At 39.3% G+C, this 20,044-nt stretch carries 17 protein-coding genes; 6 read left to right on the forward strand and 11 right to left on the reverse strand.

From position 1 onward, the window contains the following. Positions 1–2: 2 nt before the first annotated feature. The 8 genes from AC0L3W_RS11615 to urtA all read right to left on the reverse strand — a co-directional run bounded on the left by AC0L3W_RS11615 (position 3) and on the right by urtA (position 7,311). A complete protein-coding gene (locus AC0L3W_RS11615) occupies positions 3–332 on the reverse strand; it encodes an urease subunit beta (protein WP_290039468.1) in 330 nt (109 codons plus the stop codon). Positions 333–345: 13 nt separating this feature from the next. Further along, positions 346–648 (reverse strand): urease subunit gamma, encoded by a 303-nt coding sequence (ureA, locus tag AC0L3W_RS11620; protein ID WP_113817803.1) that lies wholly within the window; start codon positions 646–648, stop codon positions 346–348. 12 nt (positions 649–660) lie between these two features. Then, positions 661–1,575 carry an urease accessory protein UreD gene (locus tag AC0L3W_RS11625; RefSeq protein WP_290039469.1) on the reverse strand — a complete coding sequence of 305 codons (915 nt, stop codon included), beginning with the start codon at positions 1,573–1,575 and terminating at the stop codon, positions 661–663. Positions 1,576–1,614: 39 nt separating this feature from the next. Further along, positions 1,615–2,310, reverse strand: a complete 696-nt coding sequence (gene urtE / locus AC0L3W_RS11630; protein ID WP_290039470.1) for an urea ABC transporter ATP-binding subunit UrtE — start codon at positions 2,308–2,310, stop codon at positions 1,615–1,617. 1 nt (position 2,311) lies between these two features. Further along, on the reverse strand, positions 2,312–3,121 hold the full coding sequence (urtD, locus tag AC0L3W_RS11635; protein WP_409438828.1) for an urea ABC transporter ATP-binding protein UrtD: 810 nt from the start codon (positions 3,119–3,121) through the stop codon (positions 2,312–2,314). Continuing rightward, positions 3,121–4,281: an urea ABC transporter permease subunit UrtC gene (gene urtC, locus AC0L3W_RS11640; protein WP_409438827.1), complete on the reverse strand. Its 1,161-nt coding sequence runs from the start codon at positions 4,279–4,281 to the stop codon at positions 3,121–3,123. The genes urtD and urtC overlap by 1 nt, the downstream gene beginning before the upstream one ends. Next, the gene (gene urtB, locus AC0L3W_RS11645; protein WP_409438826.1) at positions 4,281–5,903 is read right to left on the reverse strand and encodes an urea ABC transporter permease subunit UrtB; all 1,623 of its coding nucleotides are present in this window, start codon (positions 5,901–5,903) and stop codon (positions 4,281–4,283) included. Before urtB ends, urtC begins: the two co-directional genes overlap by 1 nt. Positions 5,904–6,027: 124 nt before the next feature. Beyond that, positions 6,028–7,311, reverse strand: a complete 1,284-nt coding sequence (urtA, locus tag AC0L3W_RS11650; RefSeq protein ID WP_409438825.1) for an urea ABC transporter substrate-binding protein — start codon at positions 7,309–7,311, stop codon at positions 6,028–6,030. Positions 7,312–7,595: 284 nt separating this feature from the next. On the opposite strand from urtA, the gene AC0L3W_RS11655 reads away from it, so the two are divergent. The 5 genes from AC0L3W_RS11655 to acuI all read left to right on the forward strand — a co-directional run bounded on the left by AC0L3W_RS11655 (position 7,596) and on the right by acuI (position 15,827). Then, positions 7,596–10,961, forward strand: a complete 3,366-nt coding sequence (locus tag AC0L3W_RS11655; RefSeq protein ID WP_409438824.1) for an ATP-binding protein — start codon at positions 7,596–7,598, stop codon at positions 10,959–10,961. Continuing rightward, positions 10,948–11,838, forward strand: a complete 891-nt coding sequence (locus AC0L3W_RS11660) for a response regulator transcription factor (RefSeq protein ID WP_354669228.1) — start codon at positions 10,948–10,950, stop codon at positions 11,836–11,838. The genes AC0L3W_RS11655 and AC0L3W_RS11660 overlap by 14 nt, the downstream gene beginning before the upstream one ends. A 150-nt stretch (positions 11,839–11,988) precedes the next feature. Beyond that, positions 11,989–14,073, forward strand: coding sequence for an EAL domain-containing protein (locus tag AC0L3W_RS11665; protein ID WP_409438823.1), 2,085 nt, complete (start codon positions 11,989–11,991; stop codon positions 14,071–14,073). An 89-nt stretch (positions 14,074–14,162) separates the two neighbouring features. Beyond that, complete coding sequence (gene acuR, locus AC0L3W_RS11670) at positions 14,163–14,795, forward strand: acrylate utilization transcriptional regulator AcuR (RefSeq protein WP_290039477.1); 633 nt, start codon at positions 14,163–14,165, stop codon at positions 14,793–14,795. A 48-nt stretch (positions 14,796–14,843) separates the two neighbouring features. Further along, a complete protein-coding gene (acuI, locus tag AC0L3W_RS11675) occupies positions 14,844–15,827 on the forward strand; it encodes an acrylyl-CoA reductase (NADPH) (protein ID WP_409438822.1) in 984 nt (327 codons plus the stop codon). 58 nt (positions 15,828–15,885) lie between these two features. Here acuI and ald read toward each other — a convergent pair whose 3' ends face one another. Then, positions 15,886–17,016: an alanine dehydrogenase gene (gene ald / locus AC0L3W_RS11680; protein WP_290039479.1), complete on the reverse strand. Its 1,131-nt coding sequence runs from the start codon at positions 17,014–17,016 to the stop codon at positions 15,886–15,888. Between the two features lie 179 nt (positions 17,017–17,195). Here ald and lrp point away from each other — a divergent pair, with 179 nt between their 5' ends. Next, positions 17,196–17,660, forward strand: coding sequence for a leucine-responsive transcriptional regulator Lrp (gene lrp, locus AC0L3W_RS11685; protein WP_409438821.1), 465 nt, complete (start codon positions 17,196–17,198; stop codon positions 17,658–17,660). A 79-nt stretch (positions 17,661–17,739) separates the two neighbouring features. Here lrp and AC0L3W_RS11690 read toward each other — a convergent pair whose 3' ends face one another. Together AC0L3W_RS11690 and AC0L3W_RS11695 are read right to left on the reverse strand one after the other, a co-directional pair. Further along, on the reverse strand, positions 17,740–18,507 hold the full coding sequence (locus tag AC0L3W_RS11690) for an SDR family NAD(P)-dependent oxidoreductase (RefSeq protein WP_409438820.1): 768 nt from the start codon (positions 18,505–18,507) through the stop codon (positions 17,740–17,742). A gap of 150 nt (positions 18,508–18,657) precedes the next feature. Continuing rightward, on the reverse strand, positions 18,658–20,028 hold the full coding sequence (locus AC0L3W_RS11695) for an aminotransferase family protein (protein ID WP_409438819.1): 1,371 nt from the start codon (positions 20,026–20,028) through the stop codon (positions 18,658–18,660). Between the last annotated feature and the right edge of the window lie 16 nt (positions 20,029–20,044).

The following is a 20,044-nucleotide window of genomic DNA, read 5'->3' on the forward strand; positions in this document are numbered from 1 at the left end:
GATTATTTACCTCCCTCTGAGTCGCTTGGAATATCACCTTGAATATCTCCTCGGAAACCAAATACACGACGCTTGCCGCGATAAGCAATCAAGGTAACGTCTCTTTTTTGCCCTGGCTCAAAACGCACCGCAGTACTTGAAGTAATATCTAGACGGTAACCTTTGGTTATATCACGCTCGAAAACTAAGGCTTTATTGACTTCGTAAAAATGGTAATGCGATCCAACTTGGATGGGACGGTCACCGGAGTTAGCAACACTGACGGTTATTTTTTCACAACCAACATTTAGCTCTCGAGAGCCACTATCCGTTATAATTTCACCTGGAATCATAAACTTTACTCCATTAAATAATTGGGTTGTGTACCGTCACCAACTTTGTACCATCGGGGAAAGTCGCTTCTACTTGCACTTCTGGAATCATTTCTGCAATACCATCCATCACTTGATCTCGGGTTAATAGCGTACGACCGTAATCCATCATTTCAGCGACAGTTTTACCATCACGCGCACCTTCCATGATCTCCATAGAAATATATGCCATTGCTTCTGGGTAATTAAGTTTTACACCTCGCTTTAAACGACGCTCTGCTAATAACGCAGCAGTAAAAAGCAATAACTTATCTTTTTCTCTTGGTAATAAATCCATAATAATCTCTTTTTATGTATGCCAAACTCTAGGTTGATTTGCTGCTTTATTTACTAATATGGGACGTAATATTTCCCATAAGTGTATAAAAAGCTGTTTACATTGTTGTGCGTGAGAACCGAGATAACGCATTACTAATAGCCCTTCAATATCGGTAATGCTAATTGTGCTTTGAGCATTCACCTCAATCATTTTTTGGCGTAGCTGCTCAACTAAATCTGCGCGTTGTTGTTTATCAGTTAGTTGCTTTGGGGCATAAGCTAGAAAGGTCGCAAATACGCTATGGCCAGCCAAGCCTGCAGGGTGAGTTAATAATTGGTTAGCAGGTGATAAAGCAATACGATCATGATAAATCAATTTGCCATCGCAAAATAAACGGTTGAGTTGGCAGTATTTACCCTCAACAAATGGTTGTGCTGAATCAGGCAGTCCAAGACAGGTTATATCCCAGCCTAAATAAGCACTGCTACTAGTTAGCTCGATATCCACTGTATTAAATCCATCAGCTCCTTCATAGACGATGGTTTCTTGCGGAAAATTTTCACACTTAGCATCGGCTTCAATGGTGAAATTTGTCATCTGCGCTTGTTTAGTATCACCAATCTCTAAATTGGTACGAGCACGATAAAAGCGCCCAGCACCGGGCGTAGTAAATAAGAGATGGGCTTGTTCTTGAATAGTGACATTAATACGCAGTTCATCACCTGAAACAATACCCGCAGGTGGGTGTAAAAGATAGATATGAGCACAGTCACGCCCTTCAGGGTAAAACGCTTTTTGTACCGATAATGGCCCTTTACGTTGTGTAGCAGTTAATTGCGTACCCACAGAAGTATGGCTAAACTGCAAAGATAAATGAGCAAGCCACTGATTTTTCAATGGCTTACTCATCCTAGGTTTGATTTCATCAACAACTGTGTTGGTCATTATTATCTATTAAATCCTTTAATTGATAGTAGAGCTAGTCTATACCGCTAAGTACTGGCTGACGAGTTGATCATCTAAGGCACTCATCTCCCCAGAGGCAATAACTTGACCTTTTTCCATGATATGGAAGTTCTCGCCAACGGCGCGAGCAAAAGGTAACTTCTGCTCGACCAAAATAATAGTCATTCCTTGTTCTTTATTAAGCTTTAATAATACATCTCGAATCAGTTGCACGATATTCGGTTGAATCCCCTCATTCGGCTCATCTAGAATCAAAATATCAGGGTTTAACACCAAAGCACGGCCTATCGCTAATTGCTGTTGTTGACCACCAGATAAGTCCCCACCACGTCGATGTAGCATCTCTTTTAACACAGGAAAAAGTTTATATATATGATTTGGAATGGTTTTACTTTCCTGTCGACTACAATTTAAGCTGATTTTTAAATTTTCTTCAACAGTCAATTGTGGAAAAATATGACGCCCCTGTGGCACATAACCAACGCCGATTTCAGGACGTTTTTCTACACTACTTTTACTCATATCCTGGTCGTTGATAATTAGCCTTCCCGAGGAGATTGGCAACAGCCCCATGATAGTTTTTAATAAGGTAGTTTTACCTACCCCATTACGTCCCATAATGCAGGTGCGCGATCCTTTCTTTATGTTAAGATCCAGATCCCAGAGGATTTGTGTACCGCCATATTTTTGATTTACTGATGTTAATTCAATCATATTAGTCTTGCTCCTCGCCTAAGTACACTTCCCTCACTTGTTTATTGGCTTGCACTTCATCCATTGAACCCTCCGCTAATACTGTACCTTGATGTAAAACTGTTACCTTACGAGCAATAGATCGTACAAAAGCCATATCATGCTCAACGACCACAACAGAGTGTTTACCTGCTAACGAGGTTAATAGCTCAGCAGTTCGCTCAGTTTCTTGAGTAGTCATGCCGGTTACTGGCTCATCTACTAGCAACAACCTTGGCTCAGCAGCTAATAGCATACCTATTTCTAGCCATTGCTTTTGACCATGCGATAAACGCCCTGCAGGATAATATCGCTCGGCTATTAAACCGATGGTTTCTAACACTTCATCTATTTTGTCTTTTTGCTCTCCACTCAGCTTATGAAATAAAGAAGTTAAAATACCTTTATCACCAGATAAGCTCAGCTCTAGATTTTCAAAGACAGTAAGCGCCTCAAATACTGTTGGCTTTTGAAATTTACGGCCAATGCCGGCGCGTGCAATTTCAGATTCATCTAATTCCAGCAAGTCAATTTGCTGACCAAAACTAACCTTCCCAGTATCAGGACGTGTTTTTCCGGTGATCACATCCATTAGCGTCGTTTTACCTGCGCCGTTTGCACCAATTAAACAACGTAATTCACCATCACCTATATACAAATTAAGGTCATTAAGTGCTTTGAAACCATCAAAACTAACACTGACATCTTCTACATATAAAATCATGCCATGGCGTGTATCGGGATTAAGGTTCTCGGTTGAATATAGCGGCGAACCATGTTTATTAACTATCATTATTTATTCTCCGCAACAGGGGGGGTATTCTCTATATCACTCTGTTTAGCTTGACTAGGAGGATCTAATTTATCCATTAAGTTAGTCACTAAGCCTGCTAAGCCTTTCGGTAATAACAAAGTCACCAACACAAACAAACCACCCAGTCCAAATAACCAAGCTTCAGGCATAATCGCGGTAAAACGTGTTTTGGCGTAACTCACGACGATTGCACCAACTAATGCACCATACAGAGTGCCACGCCCACCAATCGCTACCCATATAACAATCTCAATTGAATTAAGTGGCGAGAACTCTCCTGGGTTAATAATGCCAACTTGTGGCACATAAAGAGCACCAGCCACACCAGCCAACATGGCCGAGACAACAAAAATCCACACTTTATAATGTTCTGGTTTATAACCTACAAAGCGAACGCGACTTTCCGAATCTCTGATAGCTGTCACTACTCGGCCCATTTTAGAGTTAACAATGAAGTGACTAATGCCATAACCGATTGCCAGAACGACAGCAGTAGCTACAAATAAAGCAAGTTTGGTTGTTGGTGACTGTAATGAGAATCCAAATAGCTCTTTAAAGTCAGTTAGTCCGTTATTACCACCAAAGCCCATTTCATTTCGGAAGAATGAAAGTAATAGCGCATAAGTCATTGCCTGCGTCATAATCGATAAATAGACACCGCTAACTCGTGAACGAAACGCTAATGTACCGAAGATATAAGCTAATAAACCAGGTCCAGCAAACACCAGTAATATCATGACTAATGCATTGTCCGAACCAGCCCAATACCATGGTATTTCAGTCCAGTTTAAAAACACCATAAAGTCAGGTAGCTCGGGATTGCCATATACACCACGATCACCGATTTGGCGCATCAAGTACATCCCCATCGCATAACCACCTAGGGCAAAGAAGGCGCCATGACCTAAACTTAATATGCCGCAGTATCCCCAGACTAGATCAACCGCTAAGGCTAGTAAGGCGTAACATAAATATTTACCCAATAGACTGACCGTATAATCACTCACATGTAAAGCTGAACCTTCAGCAAAAAAGAGATTACACACAGTTACATAGAGTGTTGAGATAAACAGTATTGCAATCACAACATGCAAACTGCTCATTTTTTTTATCATTGGTGAATTAAGTAAAGTATCCATTATTCTGCCGCTCTCCCTTTTTGTGGAAATAGTCCTTTAGGTCGTTTTTGAATAAACAAGACTAGACTGACTAACACAATAATATTGGCTAATACTGGTCCCATTGATGGTTCCAATATTTTATTAAAAGTACCCATGGTCATCGCTGCCACTAAGGTTCCCCATAAATTCCCCACCCCACCAAATACAACAACAAGGAAAGAATCGATAATATAAGCTTGTCCTAAGTTTGGCCCCACGTTAGTTAACTGGCTTAATGCCACACCAGCGACACCCGCAATTCCTGAGCCTAAGCCAAAGGTGATCGCATCAACCCAGGAACTTTTAACACTTAATGCTCTAGCCATATCTCGATTTTGTGAAACCGCACGAACATGTAAACCTAATGAAGAGCGTTTCAAAATCATCAGTAATGAAAAGAACACCATTAGTGAAAAAATAATAATGTATAAACGATTATAGGTAATTGATAAAACTGGATTAATTTCCAAAGAACCGCTCATCCACAAAGGCGCTTCTACCTGGCGATTTAACGGAGAGAAAACCGTTCTAACAAGTTGTTGTAAAATAAGGCTGATACCAAAGGTCGCTAATAAAGTTTCTAATGGACGACCTTTAAGAAAACGAATAACACCGCGTTCAATTAAAATACCAACAAAGCCCGACACTAAAAACGCAGCGGGTACGGCCATTAATAATGAATATTCAATTAAGCTAGGGAAAGTTTGCTGAATCACATAGGTGGTATAAGCTCCTAGCATCATCATTTCACCGTGAGCCATATTGATAACACCCATCACCCCAAAGGTGATCGCTAAGCCTATCGCAGCTAATAACAATACTGAACCTAAGCTCAATCCAAAGAACAGATTTTCAACTAACTTAAAGACACTAATTTGTTGTTCAATATCGTCAATAGCATTACTTAATTCTGCTTTTAACGAACCACCTTGCTGTGATCCTGGTATTTTCTGCAATTGACTGACTAAAGCATTTTTAACACTTGGCTCTAAACGGTTTGAAAGTTGTTTAGCTGCAGATAACTTTTCAGCGTCGTTACCGTTATCTAACTGCTCAACTAGCAAAATTGCTGACATTAGGTCTCTTGCTTCACTATCTTGCTCAGTTTTAATCAGTTTATTGACAGCTGTAATAGCAGCTTTATTTGGTTTATCTAACAGTAATTTTAACGCTGAAATACGCACATCGACTTGATCACTCGTTAAATCTAAATTTGCTAATAGATCTCGAATCTGGCCACGTAGACGGTTATTGGTTCTTACTTTTTTAATGGCTGATTTACTGACAGTAGGTAATGCTTCGTTACTCAACACATCAATTAATTGGTACTGGTTGTTAGTATCTTCAGATACTGATACCACTTGTTTATTGGCTTTTAAGTAATATAGGTCACCTGCCATTAACGGCTCTAAAATAGCACGTACTTGCGGTGCAGATGTGTCGGCAATTTGCTCGATTAAAGACGACAGTTTATTTAATTTAGTGGAAGGCAACTGCCCAACCAACGAAATAAGTTCAGATTCACCTTGCACGTCGTCCTCTGCAGCAAATACAGGAAGCGATAAAACAAAGAAAAAGAGAAAGGGGAATAGGCGCAACATGGACTGTTCCTTAGAATAATATATTCAGTTCATTAAATGGGAGGAACATCTCCCATTGGGTGTTTAATGACAAGCAAAGGAACAACGACTAAGCGTTAATTCACTTTGCTAGAAAAGGTTATATTTAGAATTGTTGACCAGAACATTTTGCAGTAGTGATATCAAAGTTGCCGCACTTGATTGGTGAAGTCCAATCAGCAACTAAGTTTTTAGAGCTTGGTAAAAAGTCTGACCATGCATCACCGATTACTGTATCAGGCGTTTCCCAAACTACTTCAAATTGACCATCTTCTTGAATCTCACCAATTAATACTGGTTTAGATAGATGATGATTTGAGTTCATTACAGCCGTACCACCCGTTAAGTTAGGAACAGCGATACCGATCATTGCTTGCTCTACCGCATCAACGTCAGTTGTACCGGCTTTCTCAACAGCTTTAACCCACATTTTAAATCCGATGTACGTAGCTTCCATTGGATCGTTTGTTACACGCTTATCATCACCGATGTACTTTTTCCATTTTGCAATAAATTCAGCATTCTCTTCAGTATCAACGCTTTGGAAGTAGTTCCATGCAGCTAAGTGACCAACAAGTGGTTTAGTATCAAAACCAGATAACTCTTCTTCACCCACAGAGAATGCGATAACTGGAATATCTTCCGCTGAGATACCTTGATTACCTAACTCTTTGTAGAATGGGATATTAGCGTCACCGTTGACGGTAGAGATTACAGCTGTTTGTTTGCCTTCAGAGCCAAAACGCTTCACATCAGAAACGATACTTTGCCAGTCTGAATGACCAAATGGCGTGTAGTTAATCATAATGTCTTCTGCTTTAACGCCATTTGCTAATAGGTAAGCCTCTAAAATTTTATTGGTTGTACGTGGGTAAACGTAATCTGTTCCTAATAGAACAAAACGTTCAGCACCAATATCATTCATTAAGTAATCTACCGCTGGAATAGCTTGTTGGTTAGGCGCAGCACCTGTGTAAAATACATTTTTAGATGACTCTTCACCTTCGTACTGTACAGGATAAAACATTAACCCATTTAACTCTTCTAATACCGGTAATACAGATTTTCGTGAAACTGAAGTCCAGCTACCAAAGATAACATCCACTTTATCTTTCGCTAATAACTCACGTCCTTTTTCCGCAAATAGAGGCCAATTTGAAGCTGGGTCAACAACCACAGGTTCAATTTTTTTGCCCAATAGACCACCGTTTGCATTTTGGTCTTCAATCATCATCAATACTGTATCTTTCAGTGTCGTTTCACTGATCGCCATCGTGCCTGATAAAGAATGTAAGACACCAACTTTAATAGTGTCTGCAGCATATGCAAAGTTAGTCATTAAACCTGTTGCAACAATCGAACTTGCAACTATTAGCTTCTTCAGTTTCATAGGTAATCCCTTTCCTTTTAGTCTCTAGTGATTAGTGTTTGTACTTGGCAAATGTATCAATCACGCGCTTTTCCAAGTGAGGTTAGTATCTAGGAATTGTGGCAAGGAAAGAATGCGTAGAAGCGCGCAATAGACTACGCAATTATGCGCATATAGAAAAAATATAAGGTCAAGTATGATACGCGCGAGCTTATATCAGTAACAACGTTTCATAACAAAGATGGCAAAGAGGTTAAGATACGCTAGGATGGCACGTAGGATGGTTAAAGGAATAATCAATTACCATGGAATCAAACCAAAAAATACTGAAAGCCCGTCGTACCTATAATAAACTCGTCGCTAATGAGATGATGGAAGACTTTGCCTTGCGTTTTACTTCTAAGCGCGCAAGAAAATGGTCTTTGAATCGAGTGTCTATGACTGCGTTGGGGATTGTGTCATTTTTAGTATTAGAAGCGATTGGTGGAGCTATTACTCTAGAATTTGGCTTTACCAATGCAGCTTGGGCAATTCTTGCGGTAACCTTAGTAGTGTTTATCACCGGCCTCCCAATTAGCTATTACGCCGCTAAATATGGTGTCGATATTGATTTACTTAGCCGTGGCGCTGGGTTTGGTTATATTGGTTCCAGTATCGCTTCGCTAATTTATGCCTCCTTCACGTTTATCTTTTTTGCCCTTGAAGCCGCAATCATGGCGATGGCCTTAAAGATTCTATTTGCAGTGCCTTTACCGATTGGGTATATCCTCAGTACCATTATCATCATCCCTCTAGTGACCCATGGCATTACCTACATTAGTCGATTTCAAGTTTGGTCATCACCTATTTGGGTTGCTTTACAACTATTGCCACTTTTTTTTGTTTTTACTCACAGTGATAGTCAATTTAAGGAGTGGATTACTTTTACTGGTAATGCAGGGGTGCATGGTAGCGAGTTTAATCTATTACTGTTTGGCGGCGCCTCTGCCGTATTATTGGCTTTGGTGGCACAAATCGGCGAACAGGTAGATTTTTTACGCTTTTTACCTGAAAAACCAAAGAAAAAGTCTGGTCGCTGGTGGATAGCGTTATTAGTGGGGGGCCCAGGTTGGATGCTATTCGGAGCATTGAAACTATTTTTAGGATCTTTTCTCGCTTACTTTGCACTACAACAAGGTATACCAGCAAACCTAGCCAGTGATCCTGCTCATATGTATCAATTAGCTTATAGTTATGTCTTTGATAACACCACTGTTATCTCTGTCGTTGCCTGCGGCTTTGTCATTTTATCGCAATTAAAAATTAACGTAGCCAATGCTTATGCAGGTTCGTTAGCTTGGTCTAACTTTTTCTCTCGCGTTACTCATAACCATCCAGGCCGAGTTGTATGGATGGTATTTAATGTGGCCATCGCTCTATTATTAATGGAACTCGGTATCTACCAGACGATTGCCAGTATGTTATCGGTTTATTCGGTTTTAGTATTAGCTTGGTTAAGTTCTGTTGTAGCTGATTTAATCATTAACAAGCCTTTAGGGATCAGCCCTAAACATATTGAATTTAAACGCTCACATCTATTCGATATTAACCCTGTTGGTGTTGGCTCTATGCTATTGGCATCTATAGCTGGTTTCACCGCTCATATGGGATTTTATGGTGAGACAGCGGAAGCATTAGCCTCCTTTATAGCCTGTTTTCTACCTTTTATTACCGTGCCATTAATTGCTTGGTTAACCCAAGGTAAATATTACTTAGCCAATAATCAAGAAATTGAAATTAAGCAATTTTGCGAGTGCCACATTTGTGAGAATAGCTTTGATCAAGAAGATATGACCTTCTGTCCAGCTTACGGTAAAGCTATTTGCTCTTTATGTTGCAGCCTAGATGTACGCTGTGCTGACCAATGTCGTCCTCATGCAACTATTTCACAACAAGCACACGATTTCTTTACTCGATTTGTCAGTGAAAAGGCCTTAAAAGTACTGACGACACCATTAACTCAGTTTATTGCATTAACCTTAGTATTAAGCCTGATAAGTGCCGCTATTTTATTTTTGGTGTATCTGCAGGTGCCCTTAGAAGGTGCGCAGGTAAAACAACTATTTGCAAATACCCTAATTAAAACATTTTTTCTGTTAATCATTATTATCGGCATTATTAGTTGGTTATTTATTCTCGCCCGGGATGGTAATCAAAATGCACTAAAAGAGCTGCGTTCACAAACCAAAGCGCTTGCCAAAGAAATTGATGCCCATGAAACCACCTCTTTTGCATTGCAGACTGCCAAAGAAGTGGCTGAATCAGCTAATCAGGCTAAAAGTCGTTATTTAGCAGCGTTAAGCCATGAACTTCGCACCCCCTTAAATGTACTGCTAGGTTATGCTCAGCTACTGCTGCGCGATCAAGCTTTACCGCCTAAGCAGCAAGAAACTATTGCAATTATTCGCCGTAACGGCCAACACCTCGCAGACTTAATCGAGAGCTTATTAGAGATATCTAAGATTGAAGCAGGTCGAGTAACACTTCAGCGCGATGAATTTAATCTAAAAGCCATCTTGCAGCAATTAGTTGATATGTTTCAGATGCAAGCAAGCAAAAAAGGCATTAAGTTTAATTATATCAGTAGCCCAAACTTACCTGATTATGTGGCGACGGATAAACAACGTTTTAGACAAATTTTGATTAACCTGATCTCCAATGCAATTAAATTTACCGCACAAGGTTCGGTAACTTTTAAAGTCACTTACCGCAGTGAGGTAGCGAACTTTAGTGTGATTGATACTGGTGCCGGTATTGCGCTTCATGACCAAGAGATCATCTTTAAACCCTTTGAGCAAATTCGCCATTCACAATCTCAATCAACTGGTGGAACTGGATTAGGCTTAACTATTTCACGCTCTCTTGCTGAATTAATGGGAGGTGAGATAACCTTAAACAGTCAACTCGGTCAAGGCAGCACTTTTAATTTTCGTTTAATGTTATTCAAACTACATAAAGATCCAAAAGAGCCTGAATTAACCAAGTCAGAAGCGATTGGTTATGATGGCCCAATACAATCTATCCTCGTTGTTGATGACAATCTCAATCAGCGAGAGTTAATGACAGATCTTTTATCACCTATTGGTTTTAACATACTATTAGCAGAAGACGCAGAGCAGGGTTATCAACAACTACAACAGCAAAAAGTTGATCTGATTTTAATGGATGTGCAAATGCCTAATATCAATGGATGGCAAATGGTCAAAACGCTACGTGAACAACATTACCATATGCCAGTATTAATGCTGTCAGCGAATGCACGAGATGCAGAGTACAATCAACAGGCAGAGGGATACCATGACGGCTACATTGCCAAACCACTCAATTTAGATGCATTATTAGGCAAAATAGCACAGTTGTTAGATTTACAATGGCAATACAAACGGACTGATAATGCTTTTAAAGATAAAGATAATCAAGCCCACAAACCTAAGTTAGGGGTTGAACAATATGAAGCCTTAATTGCAATGGCTGAAATTGGTTATCTATCCGGTTTTAAACATAAATTTGATGAAATAAAAGATGAGTACCGTTACCCAGCAGGAAGTGAATCACAAATTCTTGAATATGTTGAAGTGTGTAACTTCCCTAAAATAATTGAATATTTAAACGAGTTAAATGATGGATCATAATAGTAGTGATGTGGTGTTGGTGGTTGATGACTCACCAGAATCATTAGGCATGCTCAATGTTGCTTTAAATAGCCAAGGCTATACGGCACTGGTTGCATTAAGTGGCCAACAAGCACTGGCAATAGCAGAGAAAGTACCACCTGATGTTGTATTGTTAGATGCAATGATGCCTGAAATGGATGGCTTTGAAACGTGTCGCCGTTTAAAAATATTATTACCTAATACTCCTATTATTTTTATGACAGGCTTAACTGATGTAGAAGATATTGTGAAAGGCATTGAAGCTGGTGGAGTGGATTACGTAACTAAACCTATCTCTCCCGATGAAGTTATTGTGCGTATAAAACGCCATATTGAAACGGCAAAATTAGCACTCAGCGCACAGGACGCATTAGATCATGCAGGCAAGACAGTGTTCTGTGTTAGCCCTGTAGGTCGTTTATCTTGGGCGACCCCCCATGTGCATGAGTTAATCGATCAAGTATCACCAGGCGATGCTAGCCCTTGGGCAACTCTCGCGCCATTAATAGAAAAATGGCTAGCGAATGATACAAAGACTGAATTAGTAATTAATTGTTTTGTTAACAAAATCAGTATTGCCTACGAACGTCAACAACAACAGATGCACTTGCTGAGAATTGTTCAAAATAAAACACAAAAATCAGCAACAGACTTACAACAAAAGTTACCTATTACAAAACGCGAGTCTGAGGTTTTATATTGGGTTTCCTATGGTAAGACTAGCTGGGAAATATCTCAAATATTAACCATGAGCCCGCGTACCGTAAATAAACATCTGGAGCAAATATACAAGAAATTAGGCGTTGATAATCGCACTTCTGCAGCTGCAATTTCAATCAGAATACTAGAAGGCTAGTTTACCTTATACCTAAAAGTAAGTATCATCGCGATTTCATATTTTGGGGCAGAGGATAGTAACCTAGCTCATAAATTTTCACTTTTATCTGAAAAATAATAACCAATTAACTATAGTGTTATTATGATCTGAGTTTTTATTGCGAGAACTATGAAATCAATAAATAAATACGAGCTTCTAGAAAAAGCAATTCTGAATGATCCATTACATCAATTGTTTGATGCAGTGGATGCTATTTCTGTTCAGGGCTATAACGAAGATCGTCGAGTTATTTATTGGAATAGAGGCAGTGAAATAATTTATGGTTACACCGAAGAAGAAGCAATTGGACAAAAAATTGAAGACCTGATTATACCTAAGGATATGTGTGAATTTGTCATCAGTGCACATCGTGATTGGGTTCAAAAAGGCATAGAGATCCCTGCATCAGAAATAACCCTTCATGACAAAGATGGTGCTGATGTTGAAGTGTTCTCTAGCCATGTTATGTTTACAAATCAATACAATAAAAAACAAATGTACTGTGTTGATATTAATATGACAGACACCAAAAATGCCCAGGCTCAAGTGTCCTTTAAAGAACACATGCTACAAACCATTTTTGAAGCAACGCCAGATCTTTTTTTCTTAATAGAAAAAGATAGCACCATCACCGACTATTATGCTGGTAGCAGTAAAAACCTGTATACGCCCCCTTCAAAATTTATTGGTTATAAAATAAGTGAGGTATTACCTGCCGACGTTGCTAATAAATATAATACATATATAAACAAAGTGATTAAAGAAGCAGCTCCATTCACTTTTGAATATGAACTTATGTTGCCTCACGGGTTAACCTATTTCGAAGCGCGTATTAATTATTTGCCTGAATACCAACAAATATTAACGATCGTACGTGATATTACTGAACAACATAGATCGTCACAAACCATTAAACAACATGCGTACTATGACACTCTCACAGCCTTACCTAATCGCTTTTTATCGTTAGACAGATTATCACAAATGCTCAATGAAGCAGATCGTAACAATGAAAATGTAACGGTCTGCTTCCTAGACTTAGATGACTTTAAAAAAGTAAATGATTCTTTAGGTCATGAAATAGGCGATAAGCTATTAATTGAAGCAGCTAAACGCTTAAAAAAAGCAACCCGTAAAACAGACACTGTAGGTAGATTAGGCGGTGATGAATTTATTTTATTATCGCCAGGTTTACACGATGAAATGAGTATCAAAGTCGTTGCACAGAACTTACTTGAGGTATTCCGTAAGCCCTTCCACATCGATGGTCGAGAATTAATCGTTACTTTAAGCCTAGGTGTCGCTGTTTCACCAGATAATGGCACTACAGTTTCAGATCTTTTACGAAATGCTGATACCGCGATGTATCAAGCTAAAACGTTAGGTCGAAACGCCTACTCTTTTTTCACAAAAGAGATGAATACAGCCATGATACGCAGGTTTGAAGTGGAAGAGCAGATGCGCAATGCGCTTGAACGTGACGAGTTCGAGGTATTTTATCAACCTCAATTCGACTCAAGGACACAAAACGTTATTGGTGCAGAAGCTTTATTACGCTGGCATAACCCCGCTTTAGGAAATATTTTTCCTGACGAATTTATCCCTATTGCAGAACAAACAGGTCTAATCGTTCCAATTGGCCAGTATGTGATCAACGAATCCCTTAGCTTTTTAAGCTTATGGCAAACTCAGCAAAACAATGATTTTGTAATGGCAGTCAACTTATCTCCTCGTCAATTTCGAGATAAAAAACTTCTTAAAGTAATTAAAGAAGCACTTAAAAAAGCCAACCTTAGTCCTGACCATTTAGAATTAGAAATAACGGAGGGTGTATTAATGACAGGCCAGTCTTACATTACAGAAGCCTTGATTGAACTACAAGAATTAGGTGTGAAGTTATCCATGGATGACTTTGGTACTGGTTATTCATCACTCAGTTATTTACGACAATATCATTTCGATGTGCTTAAAGTTGATAGAAGTTTTGTGAATGGTATTACCATTAACAAAGAAGACCGAGACTTGGTTAAAGCGAGCATTGCGATAGCTCATAGCTTGGGTTTAAAAGTAGTCGCCGAAGGCGTAGAAATCAGTGAACAGCTCAATATTTTAAATGATTTAGGTTGTGACTACGTACAAGGTTATTACTTTAGTAAACCAATGCCGGCTCAGAAATTCTTAGATTATACAGAGAATTACCAGATAGAAACTTAATCACACTCTTTCAAGGTGATTCTCCCTTCATTATCAGTCTTTTTAATAAACATTTTGAATTAATTAGACGATCGGTCTATTATATTGTGATGACAATAGAAATAACAAAGCCACGGCGTGGTAGACCGCCAAAAAATACGACTGATAATCGAGATACACGCGCAGAACTAATACGTAGCGGACTCGAACAACTGACTGAAAGTGGATTTTCCGCATCAGGTATTGATCCTATATTGAAAAAAGTGGGCGTACCGAAAGGATCTTTTTACCATTACTTTAGTAGTAAAGAAGCTTTTGGTTTAGCCGTGATTGATAGTTATGCAAACTATTTTGCGCATAAACTGGATACATATTTATTAGATGAGAGCTATCCAGCACTCACCCGTATTGCTAACTTTGTAGAAGATGCAAAGTCAGGATTGGCTTATCACCACTTTAAGCGCGGCTGTTTAATTGGCAACCTAGGTCAAGAAGTGGACTTGTTGCCTGAAAGCTTTCGCCCCATTTTAAGCCATGTTTTTATTACTTGGCAAAACCGTATAGCTGACTGTTTAGAGCTTGCAAAAGCAAACCATGATCTATCACAAAGCGCAAACACGGAAAAGCTAGCAGAATACTTCTGGATTGGCTGGGAAGGTGCAGTCAGTCGAACACGATTAACACAAAATACGACACCAATAGATAACTATTTTCATCATTTTATGACGGGATTACCCCGCTAAAATTTATTTTCAATATTTAATAGACGATCGGTCTAATAGGAGCAATATATGTTCAAAGGCGTTTTAATTGAAAAAGATGAACAAGGATACCGTTCTGCTTTACAACAAATAGAAGAGAGTGTGTTACCGGAAGGTGATGTCACCATCAAAGTAGCTTATAGCACTCTGAACTATAAAGATGCATTAGCAATCACAGGTAAAGGACCTGTTGTACGTAACTTCCCAATGATCCCCGGAATCGACCTCGTTGGTACAGTAGAAGAGACTGCTAGCGATAAATTTAAAGTCGGCGATCAGGTTTTACTTAACGGCTATGGTGTAGGTGAGGTTCATTGCGGCGGCCTCGCTGAGAAAGCACGATTAAACAGCGATTGGTTAATTCCTTTACCTAATGCTTTTTCTGCTCGTCAGGCCATGTCCATTGGTACTGCTGGTTACACAGCTATGTTATGTGTGATTGCATTAGAAAAACATGGCATTACTCCTGACAGTGGTGAAGTTTTAGTAACAGGAGCAAATGGTGGTGTTGGTAGCTTTGCTATTAGTATTTTAGCCAAACTAGGCTATCAAGTTGTGGCTTCTACTGGACGTATGGAGCAAACCGAGTACCTCACCAAATTAGGGGCATCAGAGGTTATTGACCGTGCTTTATTAACTGAACCAGGCCGTCCATTAGCCAAAGAGCGTTGGGCAGCAGCAATCGATGCAGCTGGCAGCCATACACTTGCTAACGTTTGTGCAAGCCTTAAATATGGTGGCGTAGTCGCTGCTTGTGGTTTAGCACAGGGTATGGATTTATCTACCACTGTTATGCCATTTATTCTACGTGGTATTACCTTAGCAGGTATTGATAGCGTAATGCGCCCAACAGCAGACAGGGTTGAAGCTTGGGATCGATTAGCTAATATTTTAGATGCATCAGTATTTGATGATATTGCCAAAGAGATTACGTTAGAAGAAACGATTGATACCGCTGAACAACTGATTCAAGGAAAAGTACGCGGACGCGTGGTTGTGAATATTGCAGGTTAGCTTTGTAACAGATAAAAACAAAAAATGAAATATGCCCACTTTATGTGGGCATATTTTTTTAAGCAGAAAAAGGGGTCGCTAATGCTTCATCTGGAGATACAAAAGGAATATTTAAGCTTTCAGACACGCTAAGGTTAGTCACTTTACCATGCATTACATTTAAACCATTTTTCAAATGTTTATCTGTTAATAAAGCGTCTTTATAACCTAACTTAGCAAGACGTAATATATACGGTAATGTCGCGTTATTAAGCGCAAACGCAGAGGTTCTAGCAACAGCTCCAGGCATATTTGCTACACAATAATGCACTACATCATCAACAATGTAAGTTGGATCACTATGCGTTGTTGCTTTGGACGTAGCAAAACACCCACCTTGATCAATGGCAACATCCACTACTGCAGAACCAGCACGCATTTTTTTAATCATTTCTGCACTTACTAATTTAGGTGCCGCAGCCCCCGGGATTAATACACCACCGATCACTAAATCAGCATCTAAAACTAATGATTCAAGGTTATATTTATTAGAGTAAGCGGTTTTAATAGTGGAACCAAATTGTGCATTTACTTTACGTAGGGTATCAATATTGTTGTCAACAATGGTAGTGTCTGCCCCTAATCCAATTGCCATCTGTGCTGCATTACAACCGACAACACCACCACCAATAATTACTACTTTAGCTGGTGCAACTCCCGCAACACCACCTAACAATAAACCCACACCACCATGTGACTTCTCTAAACATGCAGCGCCTGCTTGAATAGACATACGTCCAGCCACTTCCGACATTGGGGCTAATAACGGTAAGCTACCATTATCACTGGTCACGGTTTCATAAGCGATGCAAACTGCTTTACTATCAATTAGGTCTTGAGTTTGCGCAGGATCAGGAGCTAAATGTAAATAAGTAAATAATAATTGATCAGGGCGCAACATTGCACGCTCAACAGCTAATGGCTCTTTTACTTTTACAATCATCTCTGATTGAGCAAAAACCTCTTCAGCTGTCGCAAGTATTATTGCACCTGCATCAATATATTCTTGGTCACTACAGGCAATTCCTTGACCTGCTGATTGTTGGATATAAACCGTATGCCCTGCTGATGTAACTTCTTTAACACTAGCTGGTGTCATACCTACACGGTACTCGTGAACTTTAATCTCTTTTGGTACGCCGATAATCATATACTGCTCCTTAGAATGATAGTGACTTGTTTAATAAATAAGCGTTATCAACAGTATAAAGATTAATAAATAGTTTTATTCGCTCTATTTTTTTATTTTTCTGTATTTTTATAGATTAAAATATTACATATAAGTATTATTGCAGTTAATAATTTTACGATATTGAAAGGATGCAGTTTATGTCACTAGATAGGATAGATAGAAATATATTACGAGAGTTGCAAAAAAATGGCCGAATTTCGAATGTAGAATTATCTCAAAAAATTGGGTTAAGCCCAACACCTTGTTTAGAGCGGGTTAAACGTTTAGAAAAGCAAAAAGTCATTCAATCTTATACCGCTCTACTTGATCCTGAGCATTTAGGCGCCTCTTTACTCGTCTATATTGAGTTAACCTTAAAACGTTCTAGCCCAGATGTATTTGAACGCTTTAATGAAGCAGCGAAACAACTAGACTCAATCTTAGAATGTCATCTGGTTTCTGGTGATTTTGATTACCTCTTAAAAACCCGAGTTGCAGATATGTCAGCTTATAGAAAAGTACTCAGTGAAACACTATTATCACTGCCTAATATTAAAAGCTCTAAAACCTATGTTGTAATGGAAGAGGTAAAATACCTCACCACTATCAACATTCCTAATTAATCAATACTAATATAACCATCCAAATAAGCACTGACTTGATAGACCTTAAACGTTAAGGCCTATCAATAATTTAAGGTGTTTATTTTTTTACAATTTTAAAATTGTCCCACGCCTGTGATGTTGGCATAACTTCTAAACTGTTAATATTAAGATGCGCAGGCTGCTCCGCTATCCATAAAATAATATCTGCAATATCTTCTGGTTGAATCGCGTTAGCGCCTTGATAGATTTGATCATACTTATCTTGGTCGCCATTAAATCGAACCAAACTAAACTCACTCTCAGCCATACCTGGCTCCAAGCTCGTCACTCGAATACCTGTGCCTGCAAAATCACTACGTAGATTACGTGAAAACTGTGCAACAAAGGCTTTACTTGCGCCATATACATGGCTACCAGGATATGCCCAGTTACCAGCAATGCTTGCCAAGTTAATAATAGTTGAAGAAGGTTGTGCTTTTAAAGTTGCTAAAAAACTGTGAGTCACATTGACTAAACCTGTGACATTAGTATCAATCATAGTATGCCAATCAGATAGTTTTGCTTGATCAGCTGGCTCCGCTCCTAATGCAAGACCCGCATTATTCACTAGAATTGCTACTTGTTTAAACGCATCCGGTAAGTTGCTAGTAAATTCAGCAACCGCTTCGCTACTACGAACATCTAACACCGCATAATAAACACTAGTTAAAGGTGATAACTCTTCGGTCAATGCCTTTAAGCGCTCTTCTCTTCTACCGGTAATAACTAAAGGGTAACCCTGTTGGGCAAATTTTTTCGCCGTTGCTAAACCAAAACCAGCTGTTGCACCGGTAATAAGTACTACAGGACGTTGTGATGCAGTCATATCGAATTCCTTAAAAAATACAAATGAGAATGTATCCAGTTGCTTAATTTAAAACCCTGAACACCTATAATAGAGAGCAGTAAGATAAAGTTAAATAACAATCTTTACCTTACTGCTATTAATCCCGCTTAGATAGGGGCAATTAATAGATTAAAGATCTGTAAACTCAGTAAATACAGCATCTAATGTATCAACAATAAAATCAGCTTCTTCATGTGTTAACGTTAATACAGGGCAGAAACATAGGGTATTATTTAGATATTTAAACGAACGGTTAGTACGTCCGATAATTAACCCTTTTTTCATACATGCACCAGCAATTTTAACGGTTACCGTTTCAGCTACAGGTGTTTTAAGCTCTTTATCGCTGACGAGTTCGATACCTAGTAACAAGCCTTTACCGCGTACATCGCCAATAATGGCATGTTTTTCCGCTAAACCATGGAATTTTTCTAATAAGTAATCCCCCATTACAGCACAGTTTTCAACTAGATTTTCTCGTTCTAAAATAGCTAAATTTGCAAGTGCTGCTGCATGGCCTGCTGTGCAACCTGCGTATGTACTAACATCACGGAAGTACATTTCACGATCATCTCCTTCCGACAAGAACTCTTCGAAGATGGCTTCTGTAGTCACTACACATGAAATGGCTGCGTAACTAGATGCTACCCCTTTTGCTAGCGTCACAATGTCAGGCTTTATACCGTAGTGCTGGTAGCCAAACCACTCTCCCGTTCTGCCCATGCCACATACCACTTCATCAATATGAACTAACACGTTATATTTTTTACAGATTTCCATCACCGCAGGCCAGTAGCCATCAGGAGGAGTTATCACACCGCCACCCGCGGTAATTGGTTCAAAAATAACAGCACCTACCGTATCAGGCCCTTCTCTTAGGATCACTTTTTCTAGTTCTTTTGCCGCTAAAATACCGTAATTAGCCACATTACCAAATTGACTACGGTACTCACAACAATGTGGAAATTCAACAAAACCAGAAGCAAATGGACCGTAATGTTGACGGCGCTCTTCTTGCCCTGTTGCACTTAGCGTACCGATCGTTGAACCATGATAATCACGCTCACGATATAATATTTTATGTTTCTTCCCGCCATATTTTTGCTGGGAAATTTGACGTACAATTTTAAACGCTTTTTCATTGGCTTCAGAGCCTGAGCTTGCGTAATAAACACGGCTCAAACCAGGCATTTTCTCTAATAATTTTTCAGAGAATTCAGCTGCAGGTTCAGTACCTGCAGTACTTGCAAAGAAATTAAGTTTAGCTATTTGATCGCGTACTGCATCTGCAATTTCTGTACGTCCATAGCCTACATTCACACACCAAACACCACCTGATGAAGCATCAAGGTAACTGTTTCCCTTAGCATCCCAAACGCGAGACCCTTCACCCTTCACCATCACTAATGGGTCTTGATTTTTTAATACACTATGTTGACTCAAATGGTGCCATACGTGGTTACGATCTCGTTCGATTAACGTGCGTGTTTGTGCTTCCATCTGCCCTTCTCCTTGA

The organism is Psychromonas sp. KJ10-5, assembly GCF_055808325.1.

What these genes read in the sequence shown, in the direction of transcription:
- AC0L3W_RS11615 (WP_290039468.1), bottom strand. Translation starts at nt 332, where the DNA reads ATGATTCCAGGTGAAATTATAACGGATAGTGGCTCTCGAGAGCTAAAT.
- ureA (WP_113817803.1), bottom strand. Translation starts at nt 648, where the DNA reads ATGGATTTATTACCAAGAGAAAAAGATAAGTTATTGCTTTTTACTGCT.
- AC0L3W_RS11625 (WP_290039469.1), bottom strand. Translation starts at nt 1,575, where the DNA reads ATGACCAACACAGTTGTTGATGAAATCAAACCTAGGATGAGTAAGCCA.
- urtE (WP_290039470.1), bottom strand. Translation starts at nt 2,310, where the DNA reads ATGATTGAATTAACATCAGTAAATCAAAAATATGGCGGTACACAAATC.
- urtD (WP_409438828.1), bottom strand. Translation starts at nt 3,121, where the DNA reads ATGATAGTTAATAAACATGGTTCGCCGCTATATTCAACCGAGAACCTT.
- urtC (WP_409438827.1), bottom strand. Translation starts at nt 4,281, where the DNA reads ATGGATACTTTACTTAATTCACCAATGATAAAAAAAATGAGCAGTTTG.
- urtB (WP_409438826.1), bottom strand. Translation starts at nt 5,903, where the DNA reads ATGTTGCGCCTATTCCCCTTTCTCTTTTTCTTTGTTTTATCGCTTCCT.
- urtA (WP_409438825.1), bottom strand. Translation starts at nt 7,311, where the DNA reads ATGAAACTGAAGAAGCTAATAGTTGCAAGTTCGATTGTTGCAACAGGT.
- AC0L3W_RS11655 (WP_409438824.1), top strand. Translation starts at nt 7,596, where the DNA reads ATGGAATCAAACCAAAAAATACTGAAAGCCCGTCGTACCTATAATAAA.
- AC0L3W_RS11660 (WP_354669228.1), top strand. Translation starts at nt 10,948, where the DNA reads ATGATGGATCATAATAGTAGTGATGTGGTGTTGGTGGTTGATGACTCA.
- AC0L3W_RS11665 (WP_409438823.1), top strand. Translation starts at nt 11,989, where the DNA reads ATGAAATCAATAAATAAATACGAGCTTCTAGAAAAAGCAATTCTGAAT.
- acuR (WP_290039477.1), top strand. Translation starts at nt 14,163, where the DNA reads ATGACAATAGAAATAACAAAGCCACGGCGTGGTAGACCGCCAAAAAAT.
- acuI (WP_409438822.1), top strand. Translation starts at nt 14,844, where the DNA reads ATGTTCAAAGGCGTTTTAATTGAAAAAGATGAACAAGGATACCGTTCT.
- ald (WP_290039479.1), bottom strand. Translation starts at nt 17,016, where the DNA reads ATGATTATCGGCGTACCAAAAGAGATTAAAGTTCACGAGTACCGTGTA.
- lrp (WP_409438821.1), top strand. Translation starts at nt 17,196, where the DNA reads ATGTCACTAGATAGGATAGATAGAAATATATTACGAGAGTTGCAAAAA.
- AC0L3W_RS11690 (WP_409438820.1), bottom strand. Translation starts at nt 18,507, where the DNA reads ATGACTGCATCACAACGTCCTGTAGTACTTATTACCGGTGCAACAGCT.
- AC0L3W_RS11695 (WP_409438819.1), bottom strand. Translation starts at nt 20,028, where the DNA reads ATGGAAGCACAAACACGCACGTTAATCGAACGAGATCGTAACCACGTA.